Genomic DNA, 26,271 nt, shown 5'->3' with positions numbered 1-26,271 from the left:
CAGTCCCGAACTGGTGTTGGTGCGATGGCCTAGGCCACTGACCACCAGTGGTGCACATCGGGTCTGTGCTGCGCAGAGGGGCCTTCGGGTCGTACCCCGGTCGCCGATTGCCGGGCGTGCGTCTCGTGGCCCCTCTGCCAGGCACCCCCCACCCCCCAGTCACGCATTGCGGCGCCAATCGTGCACGACCCCGCAACCTTTCGCTGGTCGCGAGGAAGCGAGATCATGTCAATGAGGCTTCAACGAATCCTGCTGGTGTCGCTCCTGGCGGCCGGACTGGGGCTGACCGGCGTGCCGGCGCCGGCCGTGGCCTCCACCACCGACCACGCCTTCGACCAGACCGGCGGGACACTGAACGTCAACCGCGCGGCCTACATGTCCAAGCACGACATCGTGTACAACCGGCCGAACACCAACCCGCTGCACGGGCTCACGGTCGGCAACGGCAAGACCGGCGCGATGGTCTGGCACCAGAACGGCCTCACCATGCAGGTCGGCGGCGTGGACCTGGCCCAGCAGTCCGCCTTCGGCGCGGGCCTGCTCAACCTGCGGACCACCCCCGCGATGGACAGCGGCTACAGCACGTACCAGGAGCGCCTCTCCCTGTACGACGGCACGCACACCACCAAGTACGACAACAACCGCACCGTCACCATCATGGGCTCGCCCGGCTCCGAGGTGATGGGCATCCACGTGGACGACAGCCGCGGCGGCCTGTCCAGCATCACGTTCGAGCTCAGCATGTGGGACCCGAACACGGTCCAGAACATGGCCGACGTGCCCGACCTCAACACCTGGCGGAACATCACCTCCTTCGCGGACGCTACCGCCGCCGGCATCAGCCGCGGCCAGACCGACGCGAACAACTTCGGCTACACCCTGGCCGCCAGCGTCGAGGGCGCGAACTTCACCACCCAGGCCGTCAACAACCGCACGGTGCGCTTCACCATCACCCCGACCGCCAGCTACACCATCTGGTTCACCGCGGCCAGCCGGATCAACTCGCCCGGCCTCAACTCGGTGACCCAGGCGCGCAACCAGCTGACCGCCGTGAAGAACACCGGCTACGCCACCACGTTCACCAACTACAAGAACTGGTGGCACGCGTTCTGGGAGAAGTCGTTCGTGCAGTACTCGAACGGCTCCAGGGACGCGGACTACATGGAGAACGTGTACTACCTGAGCACGTACATGATCGCGTCCGCGGGTTTCGGCAACTACCCGGCGCACTTCATCAACGGCAACTTCCGGGCGACGCAGGATCAGACCAAGTGGAGCAACGCGTACTGGTACTGGAACCAGCGCGACGTCTATTACTCCTTCCTGGCCTCCAACCATGCGGACGTGTACAACCGGCACAACAACTTGTTCCAGCGCAACTACAACGCGCTGAAGTCCTACACCCAGAGCAGGTTCGGGGTGGACGGCATCTGGGTGCCGGAGACGATGGGCTGGGACGGCAACGCCCGGGGCACCATCAACAGCGACTACACCAAGCTGATCTACTCCACCGCCACCGAGGCCGCCTACAGCATGTACCTGCAGTATCGGTACACCAACGACCTCAACTACCTGCAGACGGTGGCGTACCCGTACATGCGGGAGGCTGTGAAGTTCTACAAGGGCATGCTGTCCTTCGACGGCGCCACCGGTAAGTACTACATGGCCAACTCCAACTCGCACGAGACGTACTGGAACGTCCGCAACGCCATCACCGACCTCACCTCGGTGCGGCTGCTCTTCCCGATCGCCATCCAGATCAGCCAGCAGCTGGGCGTGGACGCGGGCCTGCGGTCGGAGTGGCAGAACATCCTGAACAACCTGGTGGCCTACAACATCGTCAACAACGCCTACCAGCCGCACCAGCCGCCGATCTCGCAGACCCGCAACAACGAGAACGTGGCCGCCGAGATCATCTGGCCGTACGACCTGACCGGCATCGGCTACCCCGACTACTCCACCGCCGTGCAGACCTGGAACGTCCGGCCGCACCCGTACGGCAACGTCTGGTCCAACGACCACGCCCAGGCCGCCCGCCTCGGGCTCGGCGACCAGACCTACAACGGCATGAAGACCATGCTGCAGCGGTACCAGAACTACCCGAACGGCATGACCAACAACACCAACGGCGTGTTCGAGTACCTCGGCATCCACCTGGTCGCCATGAACGAGTCGCTGCTGCAGAGCTACAACGACAAGATCAGGGTCTTCCCGGCGGTCCCCGGCGACTCCACCTTCGTCGGCAAGTTCACCCTGCTCGCCAAGGACGGCCACCTGGTCAGCTCCGAGCGCGAGGGCGGCGAGATCAAGTACGTCGGCCTCAAGTCCCTCTACGGCAAGCAGGCCACCGTGGTCAACCCGTGGGGCACCCAGCAGGTCCGGGTCCGCCGCACCTCCGACAACGCGATCATCACCACCGGCTCGGCCGCCGAGATCAGCTTCGCCACCGCCGCCAACACGGTCTACGTGGTGGAGCGCACCGGCAAGCTGCTGTCGGCCTACAGCTCCACCCAGCTGACCGGCACCGCCAACCAGGGCCAGAAGGCCCTGTCCGGCACCGCCTCCACGCTGGGCCTGGGCGGCGGTTCGGGCGGCGGCCTGATCAACGACACCGACCTCACCTACGACGCCAACTGGCACCAGACCACCGCGCGGGGCTACGGCGACTACAACGACGACACCCACCACAGCAACACGGTGAACGCCGCCGCGACCTACACCTTCACCGGGACCGGGATCGAGATCCTGTCCGAGCGGTTCAGCGACATGGGCAACATGGATGTCTACATCGACAACGTGTTCCAGCAGAACGTCAACCTGAACCAGGGCGGCGCCCGCCAGGTCCAGCAGGTCGTCTACGCCAAGACCGGACTGGCCGGCGGCCAGCACACGCTCCGGGTGGTCAACAAGACCACCTCGGTCGGCATGATCGACGCACTCAGGGTGACCACCGGCGGCACCCCGTCCGGGAACATCGTCGCGCTGCGCTCCCGGGCGAACAACCAGTACGTCACCGCCGCCAACGGCGTCGCGCTGATCGCCAACTCCACCACCGTGGGCGCCGGCCAGCGGTTCGAGCGGGTCGACCTGGGCGGCGGCAACATCGCGCTCAAGGCCCAGGTCAACGGCCAGTTCGTGGCCGCGGAGAACGCGGGCGCCCAACCGCTCATCGCCAACCGCCCCTCGGCCGGCGCCTGGGAGACGTTCGCCCTGGTGACCAACCCCAACGGCTCGGTCAGCCTGCGGGCCACGGTGAACAACATGTACGTCTGCGCGGAAGGCGGCGGCGCCCAGTCGCTGATCGCCAACCGGGCAGCCATCGGACCATGGGAGCAGTTCGATTTGGTGCCCAGCTGAGGCACCTGATACCGAGCTGAGACCCGCACACCCCTTCAAATCGTCTAATGTCCGACCGGCGGTGGTTTTCCACCGCCGGTCGGCGGCGTTCCGCCCGCGTTGCACGGGCTTCACGACGCCAGTCATCCGATGTATTCTCGACGGAACTCTTGACGTAACTCCGCAGTAAACGGCATGATTTAGAGACGAAACATCGGATGTATGGAGCGTCTCTGTGGATCTGTTGCGGGCCGGACCGGTGCTCACCGGTCAGACGTCAGGTGCCGGAATGCTGGTGGACGGCGGCAAGTGCAGCGCTCTCCGCGAGACAATCGGCTCTTTTCCGGATCGAGTCCGGAAATATGACACATTTCTGAGTGCCAGGATTAATCCGATGTATCGGGTCGGAGTCGCATGAGGGTCGTCGCGCTGGAAACCCACGACATCCGGTTTCCCACCTCACTCGAGCTCGACGGCTCCGACGCCATGAACCCCGACCCCGACTACTCCGCCGCCTACGTGGTGCTCCGCACTGACGACGGCGCCAAGGGCCACGGCTTCGCCTTCACCATCGGCCGCGGCAACGACGTCCAGACCACCGCGATCAAGGCCCTGGAGCCGTACGTGGTGGGCCGGGACTGCTCCGACCTGGGCGCGGTCTACCGCGACATCGTCGGCGACTCGCAGCTGCGCTGGCTGGGCCCGGAGAAGGGCGTCATGCACATGGCCATCTCGGCCGTGATGAACGCCCTGTGGGACCTGCGCGCCAAGCTGGCGGGCAAGCCGCTCTGGCTGCTGCTGGCCGAGCTGAGCCCCGAGGAGATCGTCGACCTCCTCGACTTCCGCTACATCACCGACGCCCTCACCCGGCAGGACGCCCTCGACATCCTGCGCGCCGCCGAACCCGGCAAGCGGGCCAGGATCGAGCGGCTGCGCGCCGACGGCTTCCCCGCCTACACCACCTCGCCCGGCTGGCTCGGCTACGACGACGACAAGCTCCGCCGCCTCTGCAAGGAGGCGCTCGACGAGGGCTTCACCCAGATCAAGCTGAAGGTCGGCGCCGACCTGGACGACGACAAGCGCCGGATGCGCATCGCCCGCGAGGTCTGCGGCACCGGCTTCCCGATCGCCGTCGACGCCAACCAGCGCTGGGACGTGGCGACCGCGATCACCTGGATCGGCGCGCTGGCCGAGTTCGAGCCCTGGTGGGTGGAGGAGCCGACCAGCCCCGACGACATGCTCGGCCACGCCGCCATCGCCCGCGAGATCGCCCCGATCCCGGTCGCCACCGGCGAGCACGTGCAGAACCGGATCGTCTTCAAACAGCTTCTGCAGGCGGGCGCGATCTCGTACCTGCAGCTGGACGCCGCGCGGGTGGGCGGCGTCAACGAGAACATCGCCATCCTCCTGCTGGCCGCCAAGTTCGGCGTGCCCGTCTGCCCGCACGCGGGCGGCGTGGGCCTGTGCGAGCTGGTGCAGCACCTGGCGATGTTCGACTTCATCGCGGTGAGCGGATCCATGGACGGCCGCGTCATCGAGTACATCGACCACCTCCACGAGCACTTCGTGGACCCGGTCGTGATCGAGAACGGCAGCTATGTCGCTCCCCTCGCGCCGGGTTTCAGTTCGGCCCTGCGGGCGGAGTCGCTCGCCGAGTTCGCGTACCCCTGGGGCCCGGTCTGGAACACCGCCAGTGAATCACCCCCCATTTCCTGAAAGGCAAATCGGCATGAGAAACCTATCTGTCGCGGCGAGCGTCACCCTGCTCGCGCTGGCGCTCGCCGCTTGCGGGTCCGCGGACCCCGCTCCCACGACGGCCGGCAGCGGCGCCGCGTCGGCGCCCGCCGCGGCCGCCGGGGGCAAGGTGGGCGTGGACTTCCCGCGCGCCGACTCCGACTTCTGGAACTCCTATAACAAGTACGTCCCGCAGCTGGCCACCGAGCAGGGCGTCGACCTGATGCCCCCGACCAACTCGCAGAACGACATCGCGAAGCTGGTGGCCAACACCCAGGCGCTGGTCAGCCAGGGCGCCAAGGCCATGATCATGGCTCCCCAGGACACCGGCGCCATCGCCGCCACCCTGGACCAGCTGAGCAGCCAGAAGATCCCGGTGGTCACCGTGGACACCCGCCCCGACAAGGGCAACGTCTACATGGTCGTGCGCGCCGACAACAAGGCGTACGGCACGAAGGCCTGCGAGTTCCTCGGCGAGAAGCTCGGCGGCACCGGCAAGGTCGTGCAGCTGATGGGCGCGCTCTCCTCGATCAACGGCCGCGACCGGGCCGAGGCGTTCCGGGACTGCATGAAGACCAAGTTCCCCGGCATCACCGTCTTCGAGGAGCCCACCGAGTGGGAGGGCACCAAGGCCGCCTCCATGCTGCAGACCCGCCTGGAGCAGCACCCCGACATCAAGGGCGTCTACATGCACGCCGGCGGCGTGCACCTGGCCCCCACCCTGCAGGTGCTGAAGTCCAAGAACCTGCTCGTGCCGCCGACCGACCCCAAGCACATCTTCGTGGTCTCCAACGACGGCATCCCGCAGGAGTTCGCCGCGATCCGGGCCGGTGAGATCGACGCCACCGTGTCCCAGCCCGCCGACCTCTACGCCAAGTACGCGCTCTTCTACGCCAAGGCCGCGATCGAGGGCAAGACCTTCCAGGCCGGTCCGACCGACCACGACAGCACGATCATCCAGCTGCCCAACGGCATGGAGGACCAGCTGCCCGCCCCTCTCGTCACCAAGGACAACGTTGACGACCCCAACCTCTGGGGCAATCAGGTCAAGTAATGACATCTACTGAATTGGGGGTGGTCGAGGCGCGCGGTATCACCAAGCGCTTCGGCCCCACCGTCGCCCTCGACAACGCCGGCATCACCATCAGCGCCGGTCAGACCCACGCCCTGGTCGGCAGGAACGGGGCGGGCAAGTCCACGCTCGTCTCCATCCTCACCGGCCTGCAGCGCCCCGACCAGGGCGAGGTGCTCTTCGCGGGCGAGCCCGCGCCCGCGCTCGCCGACCGCGACGCCTGGCGGAGCAAGGTCGCCTGCGTCTACCAGCGCTCGACCATCATCCCGGCCCTCACGGTCGCGGAGAACCTGTTCATCAACCGCCAGACCGAGGGGGGCCGCCTGATCAACTGGCGCGCCCTGCGGGCCCGTGCCCAGAACGTCCTCGACCAGTACGGCGTGGCCATCGACGCCGGCAGCCAGGCGGGCGACCTGAGCATCGAGCAGCGCCAGCTGGTCGAGATCGCCCGGGCGCTCTCCTTCGGCGCGCGATTCATCATCCTCGACGAGCCCACCGCGCAGCTGGACGGCCCGGCCATCAGCCGCCTGTTCGACCGCATGCGGGCCCTGCGCGAGCAGGGCGTCACGATGATGTTCATCTCGCACCACCTGGAAGAGGTCTACGAGGTCTGCCAGACGGTCACCGTCTTCCGGGACGCCAAACACGTGATCACCAGCCCCGTGCCGGACCTGCCGCACGACGCCCTGGTGGCCGCGATGACCGGCGAGGCCGCCGTCGCCTACCAGGCCCGCGCCCGCAAGGTGAAGGCCAAGTCCCCGGTCGTGCTCGCGGTCTCCGGCCTCGGCCTGGCCGGCCGTTTCCACGACGTGGACCTCCAGGTCCGGGGCGGGGAGATCGTCGGACTCGCCGGTTCCGGCAGCAGCGGCAAGGTAGGTCTGGCCGAGAGCCTGGTCGGCCTGCGCCGCCCCGACACCGGCACGATCATCGTCAACGGCGTTTCGCCGCGCCTGGGCGACGTGCCCGCGGCGCTGAAGGCCGGGCTCGGGTTCGTGCCGCAGGACCGGCACCACCAGGGCTTCGTCCCGCTGCTGTCGATCGGGGAGAACGCCACCATGCCGATCGCCCACAAGCTGGGGCGGTTCGGCACGATCTCCTCGGCGCGCCGCCGTACCCGGGCGGAGGGCATGATCGAGCAGCTGGACATCAAGACCACCGGGCCCGACCAGCCGGTCGGCGACCTGTCCGGCGGCAACGCGCAGAAGGTCGTGCTGGCCCGCGCGCTGGCCGACGACCCGTCCGCGCTGGTGGTCATCAACCCGACCGCCGGGGTGGACATCAAGGCCAAGCGGGCGCTGCTCGGCTCGGTGGAGGACGCCGCCGCCCGTGGCGCGGGCGCGGTGCTGGTCTCCGACGAGCTGGACGACCTGCGCATCTGCGATCGGGTGCTGGTCATGTTCCACGGCAGAGTGACGAAGGAATTGCCACGCGGCTGGACCGACAGCGAGCTCGTGGCGGCGATGGAAGGTATCTCCTCATGACGGACTCAGCCATGTCCGACCGGCGGACCCTCGCCCGTCCGGGAGCCGGGCTGCGACTGGGCAGGTTCCGCGACCTCACGCTGGTCCCGGTGATCGTGGTGCTGCTCATCGCCGGATCCTTCGTGGACCCGGTCTTCCTCACCCCCGGCAACCTCACCAACGTGCTCCAGCAGCAGTCCGCGCTGGCGCTGGTGGTGCTCGCCGAGGCGCTCATCCTGATCGCGGGCAAGTTCGACCTGTCGCTGGAGTCCACGGTCGGCATGGCCCCGGCGGTGGCGGTCATGTTCGTCATCCCGGTCTCGGCCGGGGGCTTCGGCCTGGAGATCCCCGCCGCGCTGGCGATCCCGCTGTGCCTGCTCATCGGCGCCGCGATCGGGGCCTTCAACGGGTTCCTGATCCTGCGCTTCCAGCTGTCGGCGTTCGTGGTCACGCTGGCCATGCTGATCGTCGTGCACGGCCTGCAGCTCGGCCTGACCGGCGGCAAGAGCCTGTTCGCGCTGCCCGAGTCGTTCACGTATCTCGGCGGGGCCAACTGGCTCGGCCTGCCCGCCGCCGTCTGGATCACCGGCGTCCTGTTCGCCGCCGGAATCGCCGCGCTCGGCTACTTCCGCGCCGGCCGCTCCCTGTACGCCATCGGCGGCAACGCCGACGCGGCCAGGGCGGCGGGCATCCGGGTGGAGCGCGTGCTCTGGGTGGTCTTCATCGTCGGCGGCACCCTGGCCGCGCTCGCCGGCGTCCTGGAGACCGGCCGCCTGGGCGGCATCAGCGCCAACCAGGGCGTCGGCTGGATCTTCATGGTCTTCGCCGCGGCGGTCATCGGCGGCGTCAGCATGGACGGCGGCAAGGGCACCATCCTGGGCGCGCTCACCGGCGTCCTGGTGATCGGCCTGGTGGAGAACATCCTCACCCTCAAGGGCGTGCCCGGCGAGTGGAAGCAGCTCGTGTACGGCGCGATCATCCTGGTGGCCCTCATGATCAGCCGCCTGGCCGGCGGACGGGCCCAGGACTAACCCATGATGCGAATTTGTGATATTTCATGGGGATGTCGGGCAGAGTTTGCACGTGTTATAACACGGTTAATTGATCTCCAATAAAAACAAAGAGGGGAGTGACGTGTCGCGACAACCCTCCATCCGGACCGCGCTCCCCAGGGCGCAACCGGTGGGACACGCCTCCCTTCGCCGGGCCAACCTCTCCCTGGTGCTGCGCCACCTGCGGGACGAGGGCTCGTGCTCCCGCTCCGACGTGGCGGACGCGACCGGCCTGCACCGGGCCACCGTCTCCAGCCTGATGGCCGAGCTCATCGAACGCGGCCTGGTCCGCGAGCTCGGCACGGCCAGGGCCGGGGCCATCGGCCGCCCGCGCCGGGACGTCGCGCTGGACGGCTCGCACGTGGGCGCGCTCGGCCTGGAGATCAACGTCGACTACATCGCCGTCCACGGCATCGACCTGGGGGGCCGGGTCCTGGTGGAGCGGCGGATCGGCTTCGACGCGATGGGCGAGGGCCCCGACCGCTCCCTGGTGGAGCTCGGCCGGGTCGCCAGGAAGGCCATCGCCGAGATGCGCAGGGCCGGCGCCGCCCCCGGCGGGATCGTGGTCGCGGTCCCCGGCCTGGTCGACATCGGCCCCGGCGTGGTCACCCTGGCCCCCAACCTCGGCTGGGACGACCTGCCGCTCGCCGAGCGGTTCCGCGCCGAACTCGGCGGCTTCCGCGCCCCCGTCGGCGTGGACAACGACGCCAACCTGTCCGCCCTGGCCGAGTACACCTCGGGCGTGGCGGCGGGGACCCCCGACATGGTCTACCTCACCGGTGAGGTCGGCGTCGGCGGCGGCATCATGGTGGGCGGGCGATTGCTCCGCGGCGCCGACGGCTTCTCCGGGGAGGTCGGCCACCTGCCGGTCAACCCGGCGGGGCGGCGCTGCGGCTGCGGCCGTACCGGCTGCTGGGAGACCAAGGTGGGGCTCGCCGCGCTGGTGCGGGCCGTCACCCCGGATCGGGCGTACGGGCAGGGCGCGGCAGCGTCCCCCGACCCCGAGGTACGCGTGAAGGAGATCTCCAGAGCTCTGGCGGCGGGCGAACCGCGCACGCTGGCCGCCGTCGCGGAGGTAGGCAGATGGCTCGGGCTCGGCGGCTCGATCCTGGTCAACCTCTTCAACCCGAGAGTGATCGTGATCGGCGGATATTTCGCCCGGCTGGCCGAGCGGCTCATCCCGCCCGCGCAAGCCGAGCTGGAACGCCTCGTGGTGGCGGGCCCGGCGGCCCGTTGCCGGTTCCTCGCCTCTAACCTTGGTTTCGGCGCCGCTTCCCGCGGCGCCGCGAGCATGGTTGTCGATCACATCATGGACGATCCCGCCGCGATCGGCTTCGCGCCGGCCGCGCGCTCGTCCATGGGCAGTGTGTAGTTCGCAGTTGAGTTCACACTGCCCGATTGCAGTACCAGCCGGCGGCGGCACCCCGTCCGGCGACTTGTGGTATCCGCACGACCGCAGGACCCGGCAACAAGCGCGTCGGCGCGCGCCTTGCCTGACAGATCGATTCATGTCAGGAAAGGAAGTTCCATGTCTCACCACGTCTCCTCTTCCCGCCAGTCGTCATGATGGTCGGGATTTGGCTAATCGGGGCGCGAGGCTCGGTGGCGACGACGGTCGTCGCGGGCGCGGCAGCTCTGCGGGCCGGGCTCGCCCCGCCGATTGGATGTGTTACTGAATCGCCTGAGTTCCGGGGTCACGGACTGCCGGGATTCGGGCATCTCGTGTTCGGTGGACATGATGTCACCAGCACGCCGCTCACCAAGCGGGCCGAGGAGCTGACCCGGTCCGGGGTGATCCCGCCCCCGCTGGCCGAACTGGTCCGGCCCGCGCTGGACGCGGCCGACAGCGAGATCCGGCCCGGGGCCACCGAAGGAGGTCCGCAGGGCGCGGTGGCCCGGCGGCTCATCGGCGACCTGGCCGAGTTCCGGGAACGCCGGGGCCTGGCCCGCGTGATCGTCATCAACGTCTCCTCCACGGAGCCGCCCGCGGCTCCCGATCCCGCGCATCTCAGCCTGGAGGCGCTGGAGCGGGCGCTGGAGGGCGACATTCCGGTGCTTCCGCCCTCGTCGCTGTACGCCTACGCGGCGCTCAGCGCCGGTTGCCCGTATGTCGACTTCACTCCCTCCACGGGCGCCCGGTTACCCGCCCTGGACGAGCTGGCCAGGCGGCGCGGGCTGCCGTACGCCGGGAGTGACGCCAAGACCGGCGAGACGCTGGTCAAGACCGCGCTCGCGCCGATGTTCGCGGTGCGGGGGCTGGCGGTGCGGTCCTGGTCGGGGACCAACCTGCTGGGCGGCGGGGACGGCGCGACGCTGGCCGACCCGGCGGCGGGGGAGAGCAAGCTCATCTCCAAGGACCGGGCGCTGGCCGAGATCCTCGGGCATCCGGTGGAGGGGCGTACCCACATCGACAACGTGCCGCATCTGGGTGACTGGAAGACGGCCTGGGATCACATCACCTTCGACGGGTTCCTCGGGGTGCGGATGTCGATGCAGTTCACCTGGCAGGGGTGCGACTCGGCGCTGGCCGCGCCGCTGGTGCTGGATCTGGCGCGGTTGATGGCGCGGGCGCACGAGCGCGGGGTGGCCGGGCCGGTGGCCGAGTTCGGGTTCTTCTTCAAGGATCCGGTCGGGAGTGACGAGCATCGGTTGCACGCGCAGTACGAGACGCTCCGCCAGTGGCTGGGGGAGTGATGGACCTCGCCTCGTTAACCCAGCTCGTCCGGGCTCCGGCGGCGCTGACGGTGCCGGGCGACACGGTCGCGGGCGGGTCGATGCAGCCTGGGCTTGCCGCGTCGTCGGTGTGCCTGTACTGGGCTGGGATGGCGCTCAACGACTACGCCGACCGGGAGCTCGACGCGCGGGAACGGCCCGAGCGGCCGATTCCGTCCGGGCGGATCCAGCCGGGGCAGGCGCTCGCCGTCGCCGTGGGTCTGACCGCCGCGGGGGTCGGGCTCGCCGGGCTCTCCGGTGGCCGCCGGGGTCTCGGTGTCGCCACCGGTCTGGCCGGGGTGGTCTGGGCGTACGACATGGGCTTGAAGGACACGGTCCTCGGGCCGGTCGCGATGGCCGCCGCGCGCGGGCTGGACGTGCTGCTCGGCGGGCCTTCGACCAGCCCGCTGGCGGCGGCGTCGGTGGCCGCGCACACGCTGGGCGTCACCACGCTCAGCCGGGGTGAGGTGAACGGCGGGTCGACGGTTCGATCCGCCGTCACCCTGGCCGCGACGGGCGTGGCGGCCGGGCTCGCCGCCTGGCACATCGCCAAGGGCGGCGACCGGCTGGCGAAACTCGCCGGATTCGGGCTGCTCGCCGGTTACGCGGCGCTGGTCGGGCGTCCGCAGCTGGCGGCGGCCCGCAGCGGCGACGCCAAACTCACCCGCTCGGCGGTCGGGCGCAGCATCATCGGGCTCCTGCCGTTGCAGGCCGCGCTCACCGCCGGGAGCGGACGCCTCGCGCCCGCCCTCGCACTGGCGGCGGCGCATCCGGTGGCGGCGAATCTCGCCAAGAAGGTGTCGCCGACATGAGGTTCGGATATGGCACCAACGGGTTCGCGAACCATCGATTGTCGGACGCGCTCGTCGTCATCGCCGACCTTGGCTATGAGGGTGTCGCGCTCACCTTGGACAGCGGTCACCTTGACCCCTACGGGCCGTTCGTGTCCCGGAGGATCGCCCAGGTCGGCCGCTGGCTGGATCGGCTCAATCTGAGCCTGGTGATCGAGACCGGCGGGCGTTACGTGCTCGATCCGGTGCACAAGCATCACCCCACGCTGGTGCATCCGCCGGACCAGGCCGCTCCCCGGGTGGATCTGCTTCGGCGGGCTGTCAGGGTCGCGGCCGAGCTGGGAGCGGAGGCCGTCTCCTTCTGGAGTGGTACGCGTCCGTCTGGGGTTCAGGATGGCTGGGACAACCTAGCCAAAGGTGTCGAAGCCGTACTCGTCGAGGCGGAGACGTGTGGGGTCACGCTGGGGTTCGAGCCGGAGCCGGGGATGCTCGTCGAGGATATCGCCGGGTATGAGCGGCTTCGCGGCATGCTCGGGCAGCCGGCGCGGCTCGGGCTGACCCTCGATATCGGGCACTGCCGGTGCAATGAGCCGGATTCGGTTCCGGAGGCCGTCCGGCGGGCTGGGCCCCATCTGGTGAATGTGCAGATCGACGATATGCGGCGGGATGTGCACGAGCACCTGGAGTTCGGGGAAGGCGAGATCGACTTTCCGCCGGTGCTGGCCGCGCTGACCGAGACCGGCTACCAGGGGCTGGTCAGCGTCGAGTTGCCCCGGCACAGCCACGCCGCGCCGGTCGTGGCCGAACGTTCGCTGCGTTTCCTCCGAGAGGCGGTGTCATGATCCCCACCATTCGCCCGCATTTGACCGGCGACGGCGTCAGCTGGCTGGACGCCGCCGTCGCCAAGATCCACGCCGACGCCGGGGCGATCTTCGCGATCTTCCCGGCGGCCGGGCGGCGTTGCGGCCGGGGCCCGCTGGACGACGGCTGGACCGTCGACCAGGTCGTCCGGGTCACCCTGCTGCTGGAACTCCCGCTCGACGGCGAGCCGCTCGGCACGCTCCTGTTCGACCTGTACGCGCACGGCGACGCCGGAGAGCGGCTCGCCGTGCTGGCGTCGCTGTCCGCCTTCGACGACGCCGGTCGCATCGGGGAAGCCGGGCTGCCGATCGTCCGCGACGCGTTGCGCACCAGCGACACCCGCCTGATCGGCGCCGCCATGAGCCGGTACGGCGCCGCCCACCTGCCCGTCGAGGCCTACCGGCAGGCCGTCCTGAAATGCGTCTTCACCGGTGTGCCGCTGGCCGGCGTGGCCGGTCTGGAGTCGCGCGCGGACCGGGAGCTGGCCCGGATGATGGCCGATTTCGCGAAAGAGCGCGAAGCGGCCGGGCGGGTCGTGCCGCCCGACATCTGGCCGATCCTCGAACGCCACCCGGACCTGCTGGCCGGCCTGTCCTCCGACACGAAGGGTGCGTCGTGATGCGAATCTTCGACCCGCACATCCACATGACCTCGCGAACCACCGACGACTACCGCCGCATGTACGACGCCGGGGTGCGCGCACTGGTCGAGCCCGCGTTCTGGCTGGGGCAGCCGCGTACCTCGCCGGGGACCTTCGCCGACTACTTCGACGGGCTGCTCGGGTGGGAGCCGTACCGGGCGGCGCAGTATGGGATCGCCCATCACTGCGCGATCGCCCTCAATCCCAAGGAGGCCAACGACCCCCGGCTGCGCGGCGTGCTCGACCTGCTGCCGCGTTACCTGGCCAAGGATCGGGTGGTCGCGGTCGGCGAGGTCGGCTACGACGAGATGACCCCCGCCGAGGACGAGGTGCTCCAAGCTCAGCTGGCGCTGGCCCTCGACCACGAACTGCCGGTCCTGGTGCACACCCCGCATCGGGACAAAGCGGCGGGAACCCGCCGGACTCTCGACGTCGTGAAGGACTCGGGCCTGCCGCCGGAGATGATCCTGGTCGACCACCTCAACGAGATGACCGCCGAAGCGGTGGCCGACAGCGGCTGCTGGTCCGGCTTCTCCGTCTATCCGGACACGAAGATGGACGTGCACCGGATGATCGCTCTGCTCCGTCTGTACGGCACCGACCGGGTTCTGGTGAATTCGGCCGCCGACTGGGGTCACAGCGACCCGCTGAAGACCCGGGCGGTCGGGGACGCCATGCTGGCCGACGGCTTCACCGAGCAGGACGTGGACAAGGTCCTCTGGGCCAACCCCGTCGCCTTCTACGGGCAGAGCGGGCGGCTCGAACTCGACGAGGTCAGCCCGGCCGCCGACTACGCAGGGAACACCATCAAGCGGGGAGTGGCGCCGTGAGGTTCCGCCACCAGGACGGTTCCACCGTGCACCTCGCCTACTGCACGAACGTGCATCCGGCCGAGGATCTCGCCGGGGTGCTCGCCCAGCTCCGCGACTACGCCGGTCCGGTGCGGCGCAAGCTGGGCGTGTCCCGGCTCGGCGTCGGGCTCTGGCTGTCCCGCCCGGTCGCCGACGCGCTGGCCGCCAGCCCCGCCGAACCTGTACGGCTTCGCGCGGCCCTCGATCGGGAGGGCCTTGAGGTGGTGACCCTCAATGGGTTCCCGTATCGGGGGTTCCATGATGAGGCGTCCGCCAAGTTGCGCGTCTACCAGCCGGACTGGACGTCGGACGAACGCCTCGACTACACGCTCGATCTGGCCAAGCTGCTGACGGGGTTGCTTCCCGATGACGTCGTCGCCGGGAGTATTTCCACGTTGCCGCTGGCTTGGCGTACGCCGTGGTCGGCCGAGCAAGCCGCCACGGCCGCGCGGAACCTGGACCGGCTGCGGGACGGGCTCGCGTCCCTGGCCGAGGCGACCGGGCGGACGATCAGGGTCGGCTTCGAGCCCGAGCCCGGCTGCGTGATCGAGACGACCACGCAGGCAGCCGCACATTTGACCGGCCTGGATCCGGACTATCTGGGTCTATGTCTGGACACTTGCCATCTGGCTGTCGGGTTCGAGGATCCGTTCGAGGCACTCGGCCGGCTGGACGCGGCCGGGCTGCCGATCATCAAGATGCAGGCGTCCTGCGCCCTGCGAATCGACGACCCCGGCATCGCGCACGACGAACTCGCCGCCTTCGACGAACCGCGATTCCTTCATCAAACCCGCGAACAGGGCACACCAGGCACGGACGACCTAGGGGAGGCGCTGGGCGGCGGTCTGCCGGGAACGTCACCGTGGCGCGTGCACTTCCACGTGCCCCTGCACTCCGCTCCCACCGCACCACTGGGCTCCACGCAGGACGTCCTCGACGACACATTCCGGGCGGTTCTCGGCGGGCCAGTCGCCCGTACCCACCACATCGAGGCGGAGACGTACACCTGGCAGACCCTCCCACCCGACCGGCGCCCCCGCACGCGGGAAGCCCTGGTCGAGGGGATCGCCAACGAACTCGCCTGGATCCGCGACCGCCTGATCAACCTCGGCCTGAAGGAGGAGGCATGACAGTCAAGCCTCTGGTGGTCATCGACGTGGTCGGGCTCACCCCCCGGCTGCTCGACCACATGCCCAACCTGCGCGGACTCGGCAGCCCCGCCACCCTGGGAACCGTGCTCCCCGCCGTCACCTGCTCCGTGCAGTCGACCCTGCTCACCGGCAGACCCCCACGCGACCACGGCATCGTCGGCAACGGCTGGTACTTCCGCGACCTCGGCGAAGTCCTGCTCTGGCGCCAGCACAACGGCCTCGTCGAAGGCCCCAAGATCTGGGACGACGCCCGCGCCGTCAAACCCGACTACAAAGTCGCCAACATCTGCTGGTGGTACGCCATGGGCGCCGCCACCGAAATCGCCATAACCCCCCGCCCGATCTACCACGCCGACGGCCGCAAATCCCCCGACTGCTACACAACCCCACCAGAACTCCGCGTCGACCTGACTCGCGAACTCGGCCGCTTCCCCCTCTTCTCCTACTGGGGCCCCAAAGCAGGCATCGCATCCAGCCGCTGGATCATCGCCGCAGCCCGCCGCATCCTCACCAACGAACGCCCCGACCTCACCCTCGTCTACGTCCCCCACCTCGACTACGACCTCCAGCGTTTCGGCCCCTCAGGACCCGAGGCCATCGCCGCCGCCCGCGACGTCGACCAAGCCCTCGGCCCCCTGCTGGACGACGCCTCCGCTTCGGGCGCGACCACCGTCGTCCTGTCCGAGTACGGCATCGTCGACGTCTCCCGGCCCATCGACATCAACCGCGCTCTCCGCGAGGAGGGCTTGCTGTCGGTCTACCGCCAGGCGGGCATGGAATACCTCGACCCCTGGACCTCCCGCGCCTTCGCCGTCGCCGACCACCAGCTCGCCCATATATACGTGCGCGACGAATCCGACACCCCCGCCGTGCGCAAGCTCATCTCCGCCCTCCCCGGCGTCGACCAGGTCCTCGACGCCGACGGCAAAGCCGCCTTCGGCCTCGACCACTCCCGCGCCGGCGAACTCGTCGCCATCGCCGACCCCGACGCCTGGTTCACCTACTACTACTGGCTCAACGACGCCCAAGCCCCCGACTTCGCCCGCGGCGTCGACATCCACCGCAAACCCGGCTACGACCCCGCCGAACTCTTCCTCAACCCCCAAGACCGCTGGGTCAAAGCCAAAGCGGGCCTCGCCCTGGCCAAAAAGGAACTCGGCTTCCGCTACACGATGCCCGTCGTCCCCTTGGACCCCTCCTGCGTACGAGGCAGCCACGGCCGCCTCCCCGACGACCCACTCGACGGCCCAGTCCTGCTCTCCGACGCATCCTTGGATCAAGGAACCTACGCGGCCACCGACGTGAAAGACCTGCTCCTGCGTCTCGCCGGACTCAGAACGTCAAACTGAACCACCCTCGCCGAGCTGCGGCGGCACTCCCCAAGAAGGAGAGTGCCGCCGTGTTCGTTTCGTCCGGCATGATGGGGTGAGATTCCACACAGGGAGGAACCCATCACGTGCGCCCCGAGAAGAACCCCGTGCTCGCGGTGACGCCCGGGCCCGCGGCAGGCGTGCGCGGAGCGATCGCGGGGAACCTGCGGCGCACCCGGCTGGCGCGCGGGTTCAGCGTGCGGGAACTGGCCGAGCTGACCGGGGTCAGCAAGGCGCTCATCTCACAGATCGAGCGGGGGGTGGCCAACCCCACCATCGAGGTGCTGACGCGGGTGGCCCACGCGCTCGGGCTGACGTTCGCCGAACTGACCCGGGTACATCTGACCGGGCCCGAGGTGATCCGCAGGGGCGAGGGCACGACGGTGGCGGTGGGCGAGACCACGGTGCGCAGCCTGTTCGCCGCGCCCGACCGGCGGCGGTTCGAGCTGGCCGAAGGCGACCTGCCGCCGATGACGCGCAGCACCAAGAGCGCGCACGGGCCTGGGTCGGTCGAGCACGCGTACGTGGTGTCGGGCGAGGTGACGGTGGAGACCGGCGCGTGGTCGGTGTGCCTGGACGAGGGGGACGCGGTCCGCTTCGCCGCCGAACTCGACCACGTCTACGTCACCGGCGAGCGAGGCTGCCGGGTGCTGACCTTGCTCTCCTTTTCCGAGGACTAGGCTCTCCTTCTCCGAGGACTAGCCGGGCCAGCGGGCCGAGCCGTCGGGCACGCTGGCCAGGAGTTCGCGCGTGTAGGGGTGAGCGGGGGCGTCCAGGACGCGGTCCACGGGGCCGGTCTCGACGCACTCGCCGGCCCGGAGGACGTACAGGCGGTCGGCGAGCTGCCGCACCACGGCCAGGTCGTGGGTGATGAACAGCATGCCCATCGACAGGCGCTCGCGCAGGCCGGCCAGGAGGGTGAGGATCTGGGCCTGGACGGAGACGTCCAGCGCGGATACCGGTTCGTCGCAGATCAGGAGCCGGGGCTCGCCGGCCACCGCCCGGGCGATGGCGACGCGCTGGCGTTCGCCGCCCGACAGGTGCGCCGGCCGTAGCCGGGCCAGGGCGGGGTCGAGCCCCACCAGCTCCAGCAGCCCGGCCACGTCGGCGGGGCGGCCGTCCGCGGCCAGGGCCTCTTTGAGGGTGGCGCCGACGGTGCGGGCCGGGTTGAGCGTCGAGTACGGGTCCTGGAAGATCATTTGTGCGGTGCGGCGGGCCCAGCGCACCTGGTGGCGGGGCATGCGGGTGTAGTCGGAGCAGTCCTGGCCGGCGAGCAGGATCGTGCCCGCGTCCGGCCGTTCCAGGCCGGTCACGCAGCGGGCCAGCGTGGTCTTGCCCGAGCCCGACTCGCCGACCACGGCCACGATCTCGCCGGGCGCGACGGTGAGCCCCACGCCCGCCAGCGCGGGCCGGGAGCCTCTCGGGTAGGTCTTGCGCAGGTCGCGCATGTCGAGCACCGGCTCGGCCGCGGCACGTACGGACGGGATGGCCGCCAGGCGGCGGTCGGCGGGCGGCTCGGCGGAGAGCAGCGCCCTGGTGTACGGGTGCCGCTGCTCCGCACGCAGGTCCGCTGCCCGCCCCACTTCGACGACGCGGCCCGCGTACATGACGACGACCCGCTCGCACATGGAGAACGCCACCCGCAGGTCGTGCGTGATGAGCAGGAATGTCATGTCCCGTTCGCGCTGGATGCGGCGGATGAGGGCCAGCACCTCGCGCTGGGTGGTGGCGTCGAGTGCGGTGGTGGGCTCGTCGGCGAGCAGGACGCGCGGGGCCGCGGCGAGCGCGGCGGCCAGCCCGACCCGCTGCCGCTGGCCGCCGGAGAGCTGGAACGGGTAACGCCCGGCCACGTCGGCGCCCAACCCGACCTCCGTCAGCAGCCTGGGCACTTCGGTCGTGCGGCCGGCACCCCTCGGCAGGCCGTCGGCGATCTGCCTGCCCACCTTGCGCAGGGGGTTGAGCAGCGTGAACGGGTCCTGCATGAGCAGCGACACGGTGCCGCCGCGCAGGCGGCGCAGGGCGCGCGGGTCGCCGTTCACCCGCTGCCCGGCGATGCGTACCTCGCCCTCGGCGACCAGCCCCGACGGCAGCAGCCCCAGCACTGCCCGGACGGTCAGCGACTTGCCGGAGCCCGATTCGCCCACGATGGCCACCGACTCGCCCGGCCCGGCCTCGAACGACACGCCGGACACCAGCGTGCGGCCGGTCGCCGGCTGCCGTACCGTCAGCCCGTCGATGTGCAGCATGTCAGCGTGCCCTTCCGCGCCGGTCGACGCGCTCGTGCAGCCAGTCGCCGACCACGTTGAGCGCGGCGGCGGTGGCCATGATGGCCAGGCCGGGGGCGATGACCGCCCAGGGGTTGGCGATGAGCTGGGTGCGGTTGTCGGCCAGCGTGCGGCCCCAGTCGGGCGATCCGGCGGGGACCCCGAGCCCGAGGAACGACAGCGATGACAGCGACACCAGCGCGTACGCGAAGTTGACGAAGGCCGAGGCGAGCGTGACCGGGGCGACGTTCGGCCAGATGTGCCTGGTCATGATGCGCCAGGAGGAGAGGTTCTTCAGCAGGGCCGCCTCGACGTAGGGGCGGTGGCGCTGCTCCAGCACCGCGCCGCGCACGGCCCGGGTGTCGGTGGGGGCGAACAGTACGACGAGCACCGCGATGGCCAGCACGTAGCCGCCGCCCAGCACACCGGCGACGACGATGGCGACCAGCAGGGCGGGCAGCGAGAACATCAGGTCGGCCCAGCGCATGGTCAAGGCGTCCACCCAGCCGCCGAGGTATCCCGCCGCCAGGCCGAGGAGGTTGCCGATGACCATGGAGCCGACGGCGACGGTGAGCGCGCCGGGGACCGCGGTGCGGGCTCCGGCGATGAGGAGCTGGAGCACGTCGCGGCCGAGGTCGTCGGTGCCGAGGGGGTGGCCGGGTCCGGGGCCGATGATGCCGGTCATGAGGTCCTGCGCGGTGGCCCCGGGCACCAGCCAGGGCGCGAACGCGGCGGCGATCCCCGCGCCGGCCAGCACGGCCAGCGCGGCGAGTACGAACAGCGGTGGCCGCCTCACGAGCCGCCTCATGAGGGGCCTCCGCCGAGCCGGACCCGCGGGTCCACGAGCGAGTAGCCGACGTCCACCAGCAGGTTGACCGCGGCGATGAGCAGGGTGAGCAGCAGCGCGAGCGCCTGCACGACCGGCACGTCCTTGAACGTCACCGACTCGACCAGCAGCGACCCCAGCCCCGGCAGCGCGAAGGTGACCTCCACCAGCACCGTTCCGGCGAGCATGCCGGTCACGATGAGCCCGGCCGCGGTGAGGATCGGCACGAGCGAGTTGCGCAGGGCGTAGCCGAGCACGACGGGGCCGGCGAGGCCACGGGCCCGCGCGAACACCACGTAGTCCTGCTCCAGCTCGCGTACCAGGGCGGCCCTGCTGAAGCGGACGAGCATGCCCACCGCGCCGACGGCGAGCGCGGCGGCGGGGAGGGTGAGATGCCAGGCCTGGTCGGCGAGCCCTTCCCCGGCGCCGTAGACGGGGAACCAGCCGAGCCCCAGCGCGAACACCACGAGCAGCAGCAGCCCGACGGCGAACGGCGGCGCGGACAGTCCCACGACCCCGGCGGTCACCACCAGCCGGTCGGCGGCCCGGCCGCGGCGTAGCGCGCCCAGCACGCCAAGGGGGACCCCGGCCAGCGCGGCGAGCAGGGTGCCGTAGCCGGTGAGGGCGAGCGTGAGCGGCAACCGCAGGCCGAGCATGTCGGCGACGGGGACGCCGGTCCTGATCGAGGTGCCCAGGTCGCCGCGGAGCACGCCGCCGAGCCAGCGCAGGTACTGGACGGCGACGGGGTCGTTGAGGTGGTAGCGGGCCTGGACGGCGGCGATGGTCTCGGCGGTGGCCGGGCGGATGCCGAGCAGGGTCTGCTGCACCGAGCCGGGGGCCAGATAGAGCAGGCCGAACACGCCGATCGAGAGCAGGAGCACGACGGCGGCGGTGCCGGCGAGCCGGCGCAGCAGGAAGGCACGCCAGCCCTTCACAGCACCCCGCTCTCCGTCAGCCAGCCGATCACGCGTTCGGCCGCGTCCCTGCGGTGGGCGGGTTCGACCAGTTCGTGGCCTTCCCGAGGGTAGACGACGAGCTGGGTGCGCACGCCCGCCGTGGTGTATGCGCGGTAGAGCTGCTCGGCCTGGCCGAGCGGGGTGGTGCGGTCGCGGTCGCCGTGCAGGATGAGGGTCGGGGTGCCGGAGCCCGCGGCGTGGTAGATCGGGGAGCGGGCGGCCAGGCGCTCGCGCCCGCTGGGGGTGAACGGGTCGGCTCCCGCGTGGTAGAGCGGGTCGAAGCCGGTCGCGAGGTTGCTGGCGGTGGCGAAGCTCAACCAGTCCGATACTCCGGACATGACGACCGCGGCGCGGAACATGCGGGTCTGGGTGGTGGCCCACGCGGTCAGGTAGCCGCCGTAGCTGAGTCCCATGACGGCGAGCCGGCCGGGGTCGGCGACGCCGGTCTCGACCAGGTGGTCCACCCCGGCGAGCAGGTCGGCCAAGTCCTCCGCGCCGAGCCGGCCGATGACGGCGCGGGCGTAGTCCTGGCCGCGGCCGCTGCTGCCGCGCGGGTTGGGCAGCAGGACGGCGGCTCCGGCGTGGGCGAGCGGCACGGCGAGCCGGTTGAACTCGCCGGGCGCGAACGCGCTGGACCACAGCCAGGTCGGCCCGCCGTGCGCGATCGTCACCAGGGGGCGCGGCCCGTCCCCGCCGGGTGCGGTGAGGAGCAGACCGGAGACCGGCAGGCCGTCGGAGGAGGTCCAGGTGATCTCCCGCTGCTCGACGGCCAGGTGGGCGAGCCGGGCGTTGAGCGCGGTCCGCGGACGCCAGTCGCCGTCCTTGACCGCGGCGACGGCGATCTCGGGCGGCCGGCCGGTCGTCTCCCAGCAGGCGGCGGCCAGCGGGCCGGCCACCGACAGGGAAGGCTGGCCGTCGCGCCCGCTCAGCGTGCCCCGGGCGGTCCAGCGGCTGAGCACCTGCCCGTCGGCCGCGCCGAGCAGGCCGCCGTGCACGCCGGTGCCGGCCCAGCCGGCGAACCAGAGCGTCTCGGCGTCGAGCCAGCCGAGGTCGGTGACGTCGTCCAGGTCGCCCAGGGGCTCGATCGCGCCCGTGTCCAGGTCGGCGCGGAGCACGCGGCCCGAGACGATGGACAGGCCCTCGACGGCGACCGCGTACCGGCCGCCGGGGGCGAGCCTGGGCCGGTTGAGCTGCCAGCGGCTGCGGTACAGGGTGCGGACCGCGCCGCCGTCGACCAGGTCGAGGCGGGGGCGGTAGTACCCGGCCGGGGTCTCGTCGTCGGAGGTCACGGCCAGCACGCGGCCCTCGCGCCAGTCGGCGTCCCAGACCGTCCGGCCGGGCAGCGGGATGGCGCGCGGCGCGGTGTCGCCGCCGACGGCGAGCCAGGCCAGCCGCCGTAACCGGTTCCCCGGCGCGAGCACGAACGGGTCGGACGGGTCGGGCACGCGCAGCCCCAGGTGGCTGCCGTCGCGCTCGCTGCCCGGGTCGGCCAGCCGGACCAGGACCGTGCCGTCGCCGCCGGGGATGAGGTCTTCGATCTCGCCGTCCACCCGCGCCTGCCAGGCCAGGCCGAGGCCGGCATCCCTGACCTCGATGTGGTCGCCGCCCGCGGCCAGGAGCAGCCCTCCGTCAGGGAGCCAGCGGGTGAGGGTGTACGGGCCCGGGCCGGGCACCGGCCGCAGCCCGCCGTCCGGGCCCAGCACGTGGGCGAGGCCGTCGATGACGCAGGCCACGTGCTCGCCGTCCGGGTGCAGCGCCACCGACTCGGGGACGCGCAGCCCGGCCAGCGCGTCGTGGACCTCCAGCGGTCCGGCCATCAACGGGCCGCGATCTCGGTCGCCCACGGGCCGACGAAGAAGTAGGGCCCGAACCCCCCGGCCGTGACGTTCCTGCCGAAGGCGGTGGCCGCCTCGCCCCACCACAGCGGCTGGTAGGGCACGTCGGCGGCGGACTTCACCAGGGCCTCGCCGAGCAGCCTGCCCCTGGCCGCGTCGTCCGTGCTCGCCTTGGCGTCGTCGAGGAGCTTGGTGACCTCGGGGTTGTCGTACTCGGCGATGTTGGTGCCGTTCGCACCGGTGGCCGAGCCGTGCAGGAGCTGCTGGACGTACTCGGCCGGGTCGCCGGTGGTGGCGAAGTACCAGCCCAGGTAGATGCCGGAGGCGTGCTTGCCGAGGTCGGCGATCCACTGCTCCAGCGGCACCTCCTTGACCTCCAGCGTGATGCCGATCTGGCTGAGGTTCTCGGCGAGGGTGAGCGCGGCCCGGCCGAGCTGGGGGCCGCTGCTGGGGTAGGTGAGCGTGTCGCCGAACCCCTGGGGGGTGGCCGACTGCGCCAGCTCCGCCTTGGCCATGGCCAGGTCGAAGCCGACCTGCGGGATGCTCGCGTACAGGCTGGTCACCCCGGCCTGGTCCAGGACGCCGCCCCACTGGGCGGGGTCGGGGATGGTGGTGGCGACCTTGCCGTGGCCGCGCAGGACGCTCCTGACGATGCCCTCGCGGTCCACGGCGTGCGCGACGGCCCTGCGGACGTGAACGTCGTTCCAGGGCTTCTTGGCGGTGTTGAAGGCCAGCGTGACCAGGGAGCGGTCGCCCGCGGTCATGAGCTGGACGCCGGAGAGGGACTTCCACTGGTCGATCTGCTCGGCGGGAACGTTCAGCGCGACGTCCACCGAGTCGCCGCGCATGGCCAGCAGCCGGGTGGACTCCTCCGGGATGAAGTCGATCTTGATCTGCCCGTACGGCGCCCTGCCGCCCCACCAGCCGTCGTTGCGCTCCAGCGTGACGTGCGAGTCGGGCGCGAACTCCGCCACCTTGTAGGGCCCGGTGCCGAGCAGCTTGCCCTCGGGCGTGCCGATCTTCTCGCCGGTGGCCTCGATGAACTTCCTGCTGGTCACCAGGAGGGTGCCCGGGGAGGGCGTCCAGGCGAAGGAGGCGTCGGGACTCTTCAGCCTGATCGTGATCTCCGCGGGGCCGGTCGCCTCGACGGACGCCACGTTGGCGTAGGCGTAGGCGAAGGCGGTGGTGGAGCCCTTCTTGGCGTGCAGGTTGAGGCTGGCGACGACGTCATCGGCGGTCATCGGGCTGCCGTCGGAGAACGTGACCCCGGCGCGCAGCGTGTAGACGTACGTGGTGGGGTCCCTCCTCGTCCACGACTCGGCCAGGGACGGCTGGAGACCGCCGTCCTGGCCGACGCCGACCAGGGCCTCCTGCACGAGGAGGGCGACCACGTAGTTCATGATTCCGGCCTCCTTGCTCGCATCCAGCGAGCCGAGGGAGGAGGGCAGGGCGACGCGCAGCACGTCGAGGCTCTTGGCGGGCTCGCTCTGGGAGTTCGGCTGCGTGGTACCGCCACAGGCTGCCAGCAGGCCGGGAAGCGCGGCGAGACCACCCATGAGGGCGGTGGAGCGCAGAAGGGAACGCCGGGACACAGGGAGATCGGCCACCCGAGGACCTACTTTCACGCGACCGGATCAACCTGCCTAGCTGCGGTGTCTACCGGTAGAATCCACTTGGCTCATGAGAGTATTCGGTCGTGTCGCCACCGGTCAAACCCCCCGCCCGAATAGGAAATAAATGATCACGATCTATGGCGCCCGCTGGTGCGGGCACTGCCACCGGCTCAAGGCGCGGCTCAGCGAAGCGGGCATCGCCTACACGGAGGTGGACGTGGACAGCACGCCCGGCGCCGTCGAGCTCATCAGCGAGCTGAACGGCGGCTCCTGGCTCATCCCCACCGTCGTCTTCCCTGACGGCTCAGCCCTGGTCAACCCGAGCCTCGAGGACGTGCGCTCCCGGCTGCGCGGCGGATGACTTTCAGAGCGACCTTGTCATGAACGCGCTGTACGGGTCGAGCCGGTAGTCCGCAAAGGGTTCGCAGTAATCGAACCCGAATTTCTCGTACAGCTTCCTGGCGGGCAGGAAGAAATCATCCGAGCCGGTCTCGAGGCTAAGCCGGGTGAAACCCATGCGCCTGGCCTCGGTGATGATGTGCTCCAGCAACAGGGATGCGATCCCGCTCCGCTTGCGCACCGGCCTGGTGCGCATCGACTTCACCTCGGCGTGGTCCGTGTCCAGTCTCTTGATCGCACCGCAGCCCACCAGGGTGTCACCGTCCATGACTGACCAGAAGGTGATCTCGGGCTTGCGGAGCCCGTCGAGATCGAGGGCGTGCTTACTCTCCAGGGGCGTGATGGACCGCATCTCCTGGATGTGCTCGTTGAGGAACTCGGCGATCTCCGGCCCGGAAAGGTCGTCTACTGCGATCTTCACTTTGCTCCCGTTCCGTCGGCGCCGCAGATGCCATGTCATGGTACTTAGTCGGCGTAGGGCCCGGCCGGACACCCACGTTCGCAGGAGGAGGAATCGCGTGCAGGTGGTGGCCAACCTGGCCACCACCTGCACGCCGAGTTCCAGGGCGGGTGTGCGAGTGTCCTGCCGGTCCCGTCGTCCTAGTGACGGTCGTCGCGCCTGGCGGCCCGCGTAACGTTGATCGACGCGGAGGCACTCCTGCCGTCGACCGTGGCGTGGACCTGGTACGTGCCCGGCCGGATGCCCTCGGGGACGGTCAGGGTCTTGGTGGCGCGGCCGTTCCGCAGCCGGACCGTGTACGTCCTGCCGTTCAGGCCGGTGATGGTGGCGGTGCCGGCGTGCCGCACGCCTTTGGTCTCGACGGTGACCGTGTAGGAGTCCCCGGACGCTACCTGGTCGTCGCTGACCGAGACCTCCGGGTGCCGGTCCTTCTGCTGGACCGCCGAAGCCACGGGCGGCCGGTACGTGGCCGTGTCCGCGAGCGACGCACCCGCGAACGGCACGGCGATCAGGCTCGCGCTGAGGACACCTGCGATGAGAGGCTTGGCGAAACGCATGATATTGAACCCCCGATCCGCGGCGGCCTTCTGAAATCCCGGTGATTTCATCTGCAAAGCCTGCCGCTGGGGATTAAACATATTGACGCCGCCTTGCGCGACTCTGTGGAAATCCATTCCACTTCCTGGCAAACGCGTAAGCGATAAGTAAGCGGAGTGGCGGCCAGGGTGCCTTGAGATACACGGTCGGGTCGCCGGGAAGAGCATGACCGGTGCCGATGCAGACGCGGGCGGAGTGGGCTGAGCGCAACAGCTGACCCTGGCCTATCAGAATGCGCGCGAGACCGGCTTTCTCCCCCGACCCTGATTGCCGCCATCGATCGGCGACTCG

At 70.3% G+C, this 26,271-nt stretch carries 22 protein-coding genes; 15 read left to right on the top strand and 7 right to left on the bottom strand.

The window, feature by feature from the left end:
* Positions 1–225: 225 nt before the first annotated feature.
* From Aple_RS11460 to Aple_RS11395, 14 genes are all read left to right on the top strand, one after another.
* A complete protein-coding gene (locus Aple_RS11460; RefSeq protein WP_218038249.1) occupies positions 226–3,357 on the top strand; it encodes a fascin domain-containing protein in 3,132 nt (1,043 codons plus the stop codon).
* Positions 3,358–3,750: 393 nt separating this feature from the next.
* Positions 3,751–5,052, top strand: coding sequence for an L-fuconate dehydratase (locus Aple_RS11455; protein ID WP_155344513.1), 1,302 nt, complete (start codon positions 3,751–3,753; stop codon positions 5,050–5,052).
* A 13-nt stretch (positions 5,053–5,065) separates the two neighbouring features.
* Positions 5,066–6,124 (top strand): sugar ABC transporter substrate-binding protein, encoded by a 1,059-nt coding sequence (locus Aple_RS11450; protein ID WP_155344512.1) that lies wholly within the window; start codon positions 5,066–5,068, stop codon positions 6,122–6,124.
* A complete protein-coding gene (locus tag Aple_RS11445) occupies positions 6,124–7,623 on the top strand; it encodes a sugar ABC transporter ATP-binding protein (RefSeq protein WP_155344511.1) in 1,500 nt (499 codons plus the stop codon). Before Aple_RS11450 ends, Aple_RS11445 begins: the two co-directional genes overlap by 1 nt.
* On the top strand, positions 7,620–8,633 hold the full coding sequence (locus tag Aple_RS11440; RefSeq protein WP_155344510.1) for an ABC transporter permease: 1,014 nt from the start codon (positions 7,620–7,622) through the stop codon (positions 8,631–8,633). Before Aple_RS11445 ends, Aple_RS11440 begins: the two co-directional genes overlap by 4 nt.
* 103 nt (positions 8,634–8,736) lie before the next feature.
* Complete coding sequence (locus tag Aple_RS11435; protein WP_218038248.1) at positions 8,737–10,026, top strand: ROK family transcriptional regulator; 1,290 nt, start codon at positions 8,737–8,739, stop codon at positions 10,024–10,026.
* A 230-nt stretch (positions 10,027–10,256) separates the two neighbouring features.
* Positions 10,257–11,348, top strand: coding sequence for an inositol-3-phosphate synthase (locus tag Aple_RS11430; RefSeq protein WP_373869578.1), 1,092 nt, complete (start codon positions 10,257–10,259; stop codon positions 11,346–11,348).
* Positions 11,348–12,178 (top strand): SCO3242 family prenyltransferase, encoded by an 831-nt coding sequence (locus Aple_RS11425; RefSeq protein WP_155344530.1) that lies wholly within the window; start codon positions 11,348–11,350, stop codon positions 12,176–12,178. Before Aple_RS11430 ends, Aple_RS11425 begins: the two co-directional genes overlap by 1 nt.
* Positions 12,175–12,999 carry a sugar phosphate isomerase/epimerase family protein gene (locus tag Aple_RS11420; protein WP_155344508.1) on the top strand — a complete coding sequence of 275 codons (825 nt, stop codon included), beginning with the start codon at positions 12,175–12,177 and terminating at the stop codon, positions 12,997–12,999. Before Aple_RS11425 ends, Aple_RS11420 begins: the two co-directional genes overlap by 4 nt.
* Entirely contained in the window at positions 12,996–13,637 is a 642-nt protein-coding gene (locus Aple_RS11415) for an EboA domain-containing protein (RefSeq protein WP_155344507.1), read from the top strand. Before Aple_RS11420 ends, Aple_RS11415 begins: the two co-directional genes overlap by 4 nt.
* Positions 13,637–14,488 carry a TatD family hydrolase gene (locus Aple_RS11410; protein WP_155344506.1) on the top strand — a complete coding sequence of 284 codons (852 nt, stop codon included), beginning with the start codon at positions 13,637–13,639 and terminating at the stop codon, positions 14,486–14,488. The genes Aple_RS11415 and Aple_RS11410 overlap by 1 nt, the downstream gene beginning before the upstream one ends.
* Complete coding sequence (eboE, locus tag Aple_RS11405) at positions 14,485–15,639, top strand: metabolite traffic protein EboE (protein ID WP_155344505.1); 1,155 nt, start codon at positions 14,485–14,487, stop codon at positions 15,637–15,639. Before Aple_RS11410 ends, eboE begins: the two co-directional genes overlap by 4 nt.
* Entirely contained in the window at positions 15,636–17,009 is a 1,374-nt protein-coding gene (locus tag Aple_RS11400) for an alkaline phosphatase family protein (protein ID WP_155344504.1), read from the top strand. Before eboE ends, Aple_RS11400 begins: the two co-directional genes overlap by 4 nt.
* Before the next feature lie 107 nt (positions 17,010–17,116).
* A complete protein-coding gene (locus Aple_RS11395) occupies positions 17,117–17,710 on the top strand; it encodes an XRE family transcriptional regulator (RefSeq protein ID WP_155344503.1) in 594 nt (197 codons plus the stop codon).
* A gap of 18 nt (positions 17,711–17,728) precedes the next feature.
* Here the strand turns inward: Aple_RS11395 and Aple_RS11390 are convergent, their stop codons facing one another.
* The 5 genes from Aple_RS11390 to Aple_RS11370 are packed head-to-tail and all read right to left on the bottom strand — an operon-like array spanning position 17,729 to position 24,518.
* A complete protein-coding gene (locus Aple_RS11390) occupies positions 17,729–19,276 on the bottom strand; it encodes an ABC transporter ATP-binding protein (RefSeq protein WP_155344502.1) in 1,548 nt (515 codons plus the stop codon).
* A 1-nt stretch (position 19,277) separates the two neighbouring features.
* A complete protein-coding gene (locus tag Aple_RS11385) occupies positions 19,278–20,102 on the bottom strand; it encodes an ABC transporter permease (RefSeq protein ID WP_155344501.1) in 825 nt (274 codons plus the stop codon).
* On the bottom strand, positions 20,099–21,055 hold the full coding sequence (locus Aple_RS11380; RefSeq protein ID WP_155344500.1) for an ABC transporter permease: 957 nt from the start codon (positions 21,053–21,055) through the stop codon (positions 20,099–20,101). The genes Aple_RS11385 and Aple_RS11380 overlap by 4 nt, the downstream gene beginning before the upstream one ends.
* On the bottom strand, positions 21,052–22,920 hold the full coding sequence (locus Aple_RS11375) for a S9 family peptidase (protein ID WP_155344499.1): 1,869 nt from the start codon (positions 22,918–22,920) through the stop codon (positions 21,052–21,054). Before Aple_RS11375 ends, Aple_RS11380 begins: the two co-directional genes overlap by 4 nt.
* Entirely contained in the window at positions 22,893–24,518 is a 1,626-nt protein-coding gene (locus Aple_RS11370) for an ABC transporter substrate-binding protein (protein ID WP_155344498.1), read from the bottom strand. The genes Aple_RS11375 and Aple_RS11370 overlap by 28 nt, the downstream gene beginning before the upstream one ends.
* Before the next feature lie 130 nt (positions 24,519–24,648).
* Between Aple_RS11370 and Aple_RS11365 the strand changes: the two genes are divergently transcribed.
* Positions 24,649–24,885, top strand: a complete 237-nt coding sequence (locus Aple_RS11365) for a glutaredoxin domain-containing protein (RefSeq protein WP_155344497.1) — start codon at positions 24,649–24,651, stop codon at positions 24,883–24,885.
* 3 nt (positions 24,886–24,888) lie between these two features.
* Here Aple_RS11365 and Aple_RS11360 read toward each other — a convergent pair whose 3' ends face one another.
* Positions 24,889–25,344: a GNAT family N-acetyltransferase gene (locus Aple_RS11360; protein WP_155344496.1), complete on the bottom strand. Its 456-nt coding sequence runs from the start codon at positions 25,342–25,344 to the stop codon at positions 24,889–24,891.
* Between the two features lie 179 nt (positions 25,345–25,523).
* Complete coding sequence (locus tag Aple_RS11355; protein WP_155344495.1) at positions 25,524–25,940, bottom strand: hypothetical protein; 417 nt, start codon at positions 25,938–25,940, stop codon at positions 25,524–25,526.
* Between the last annotated feature and the right edge of the window lie 331 nt (positions 25,941–26,271).

This window comes from Acrocarpospora pleiomorpha (genome assembly GCF_009687885.1).
Lineage (GTDB): Bacteria > Actinomycetota > Actinomycetes > Streptosporangiales > Streptosporangiaceae > Acrocarpospora > Acrocarpospora pleiomorpha.
The sequence above is the reverse complement of the archived record's forward strand: the minus strand, read 5'-3'. Positions and strand labels throughout refer to the sequence as shown.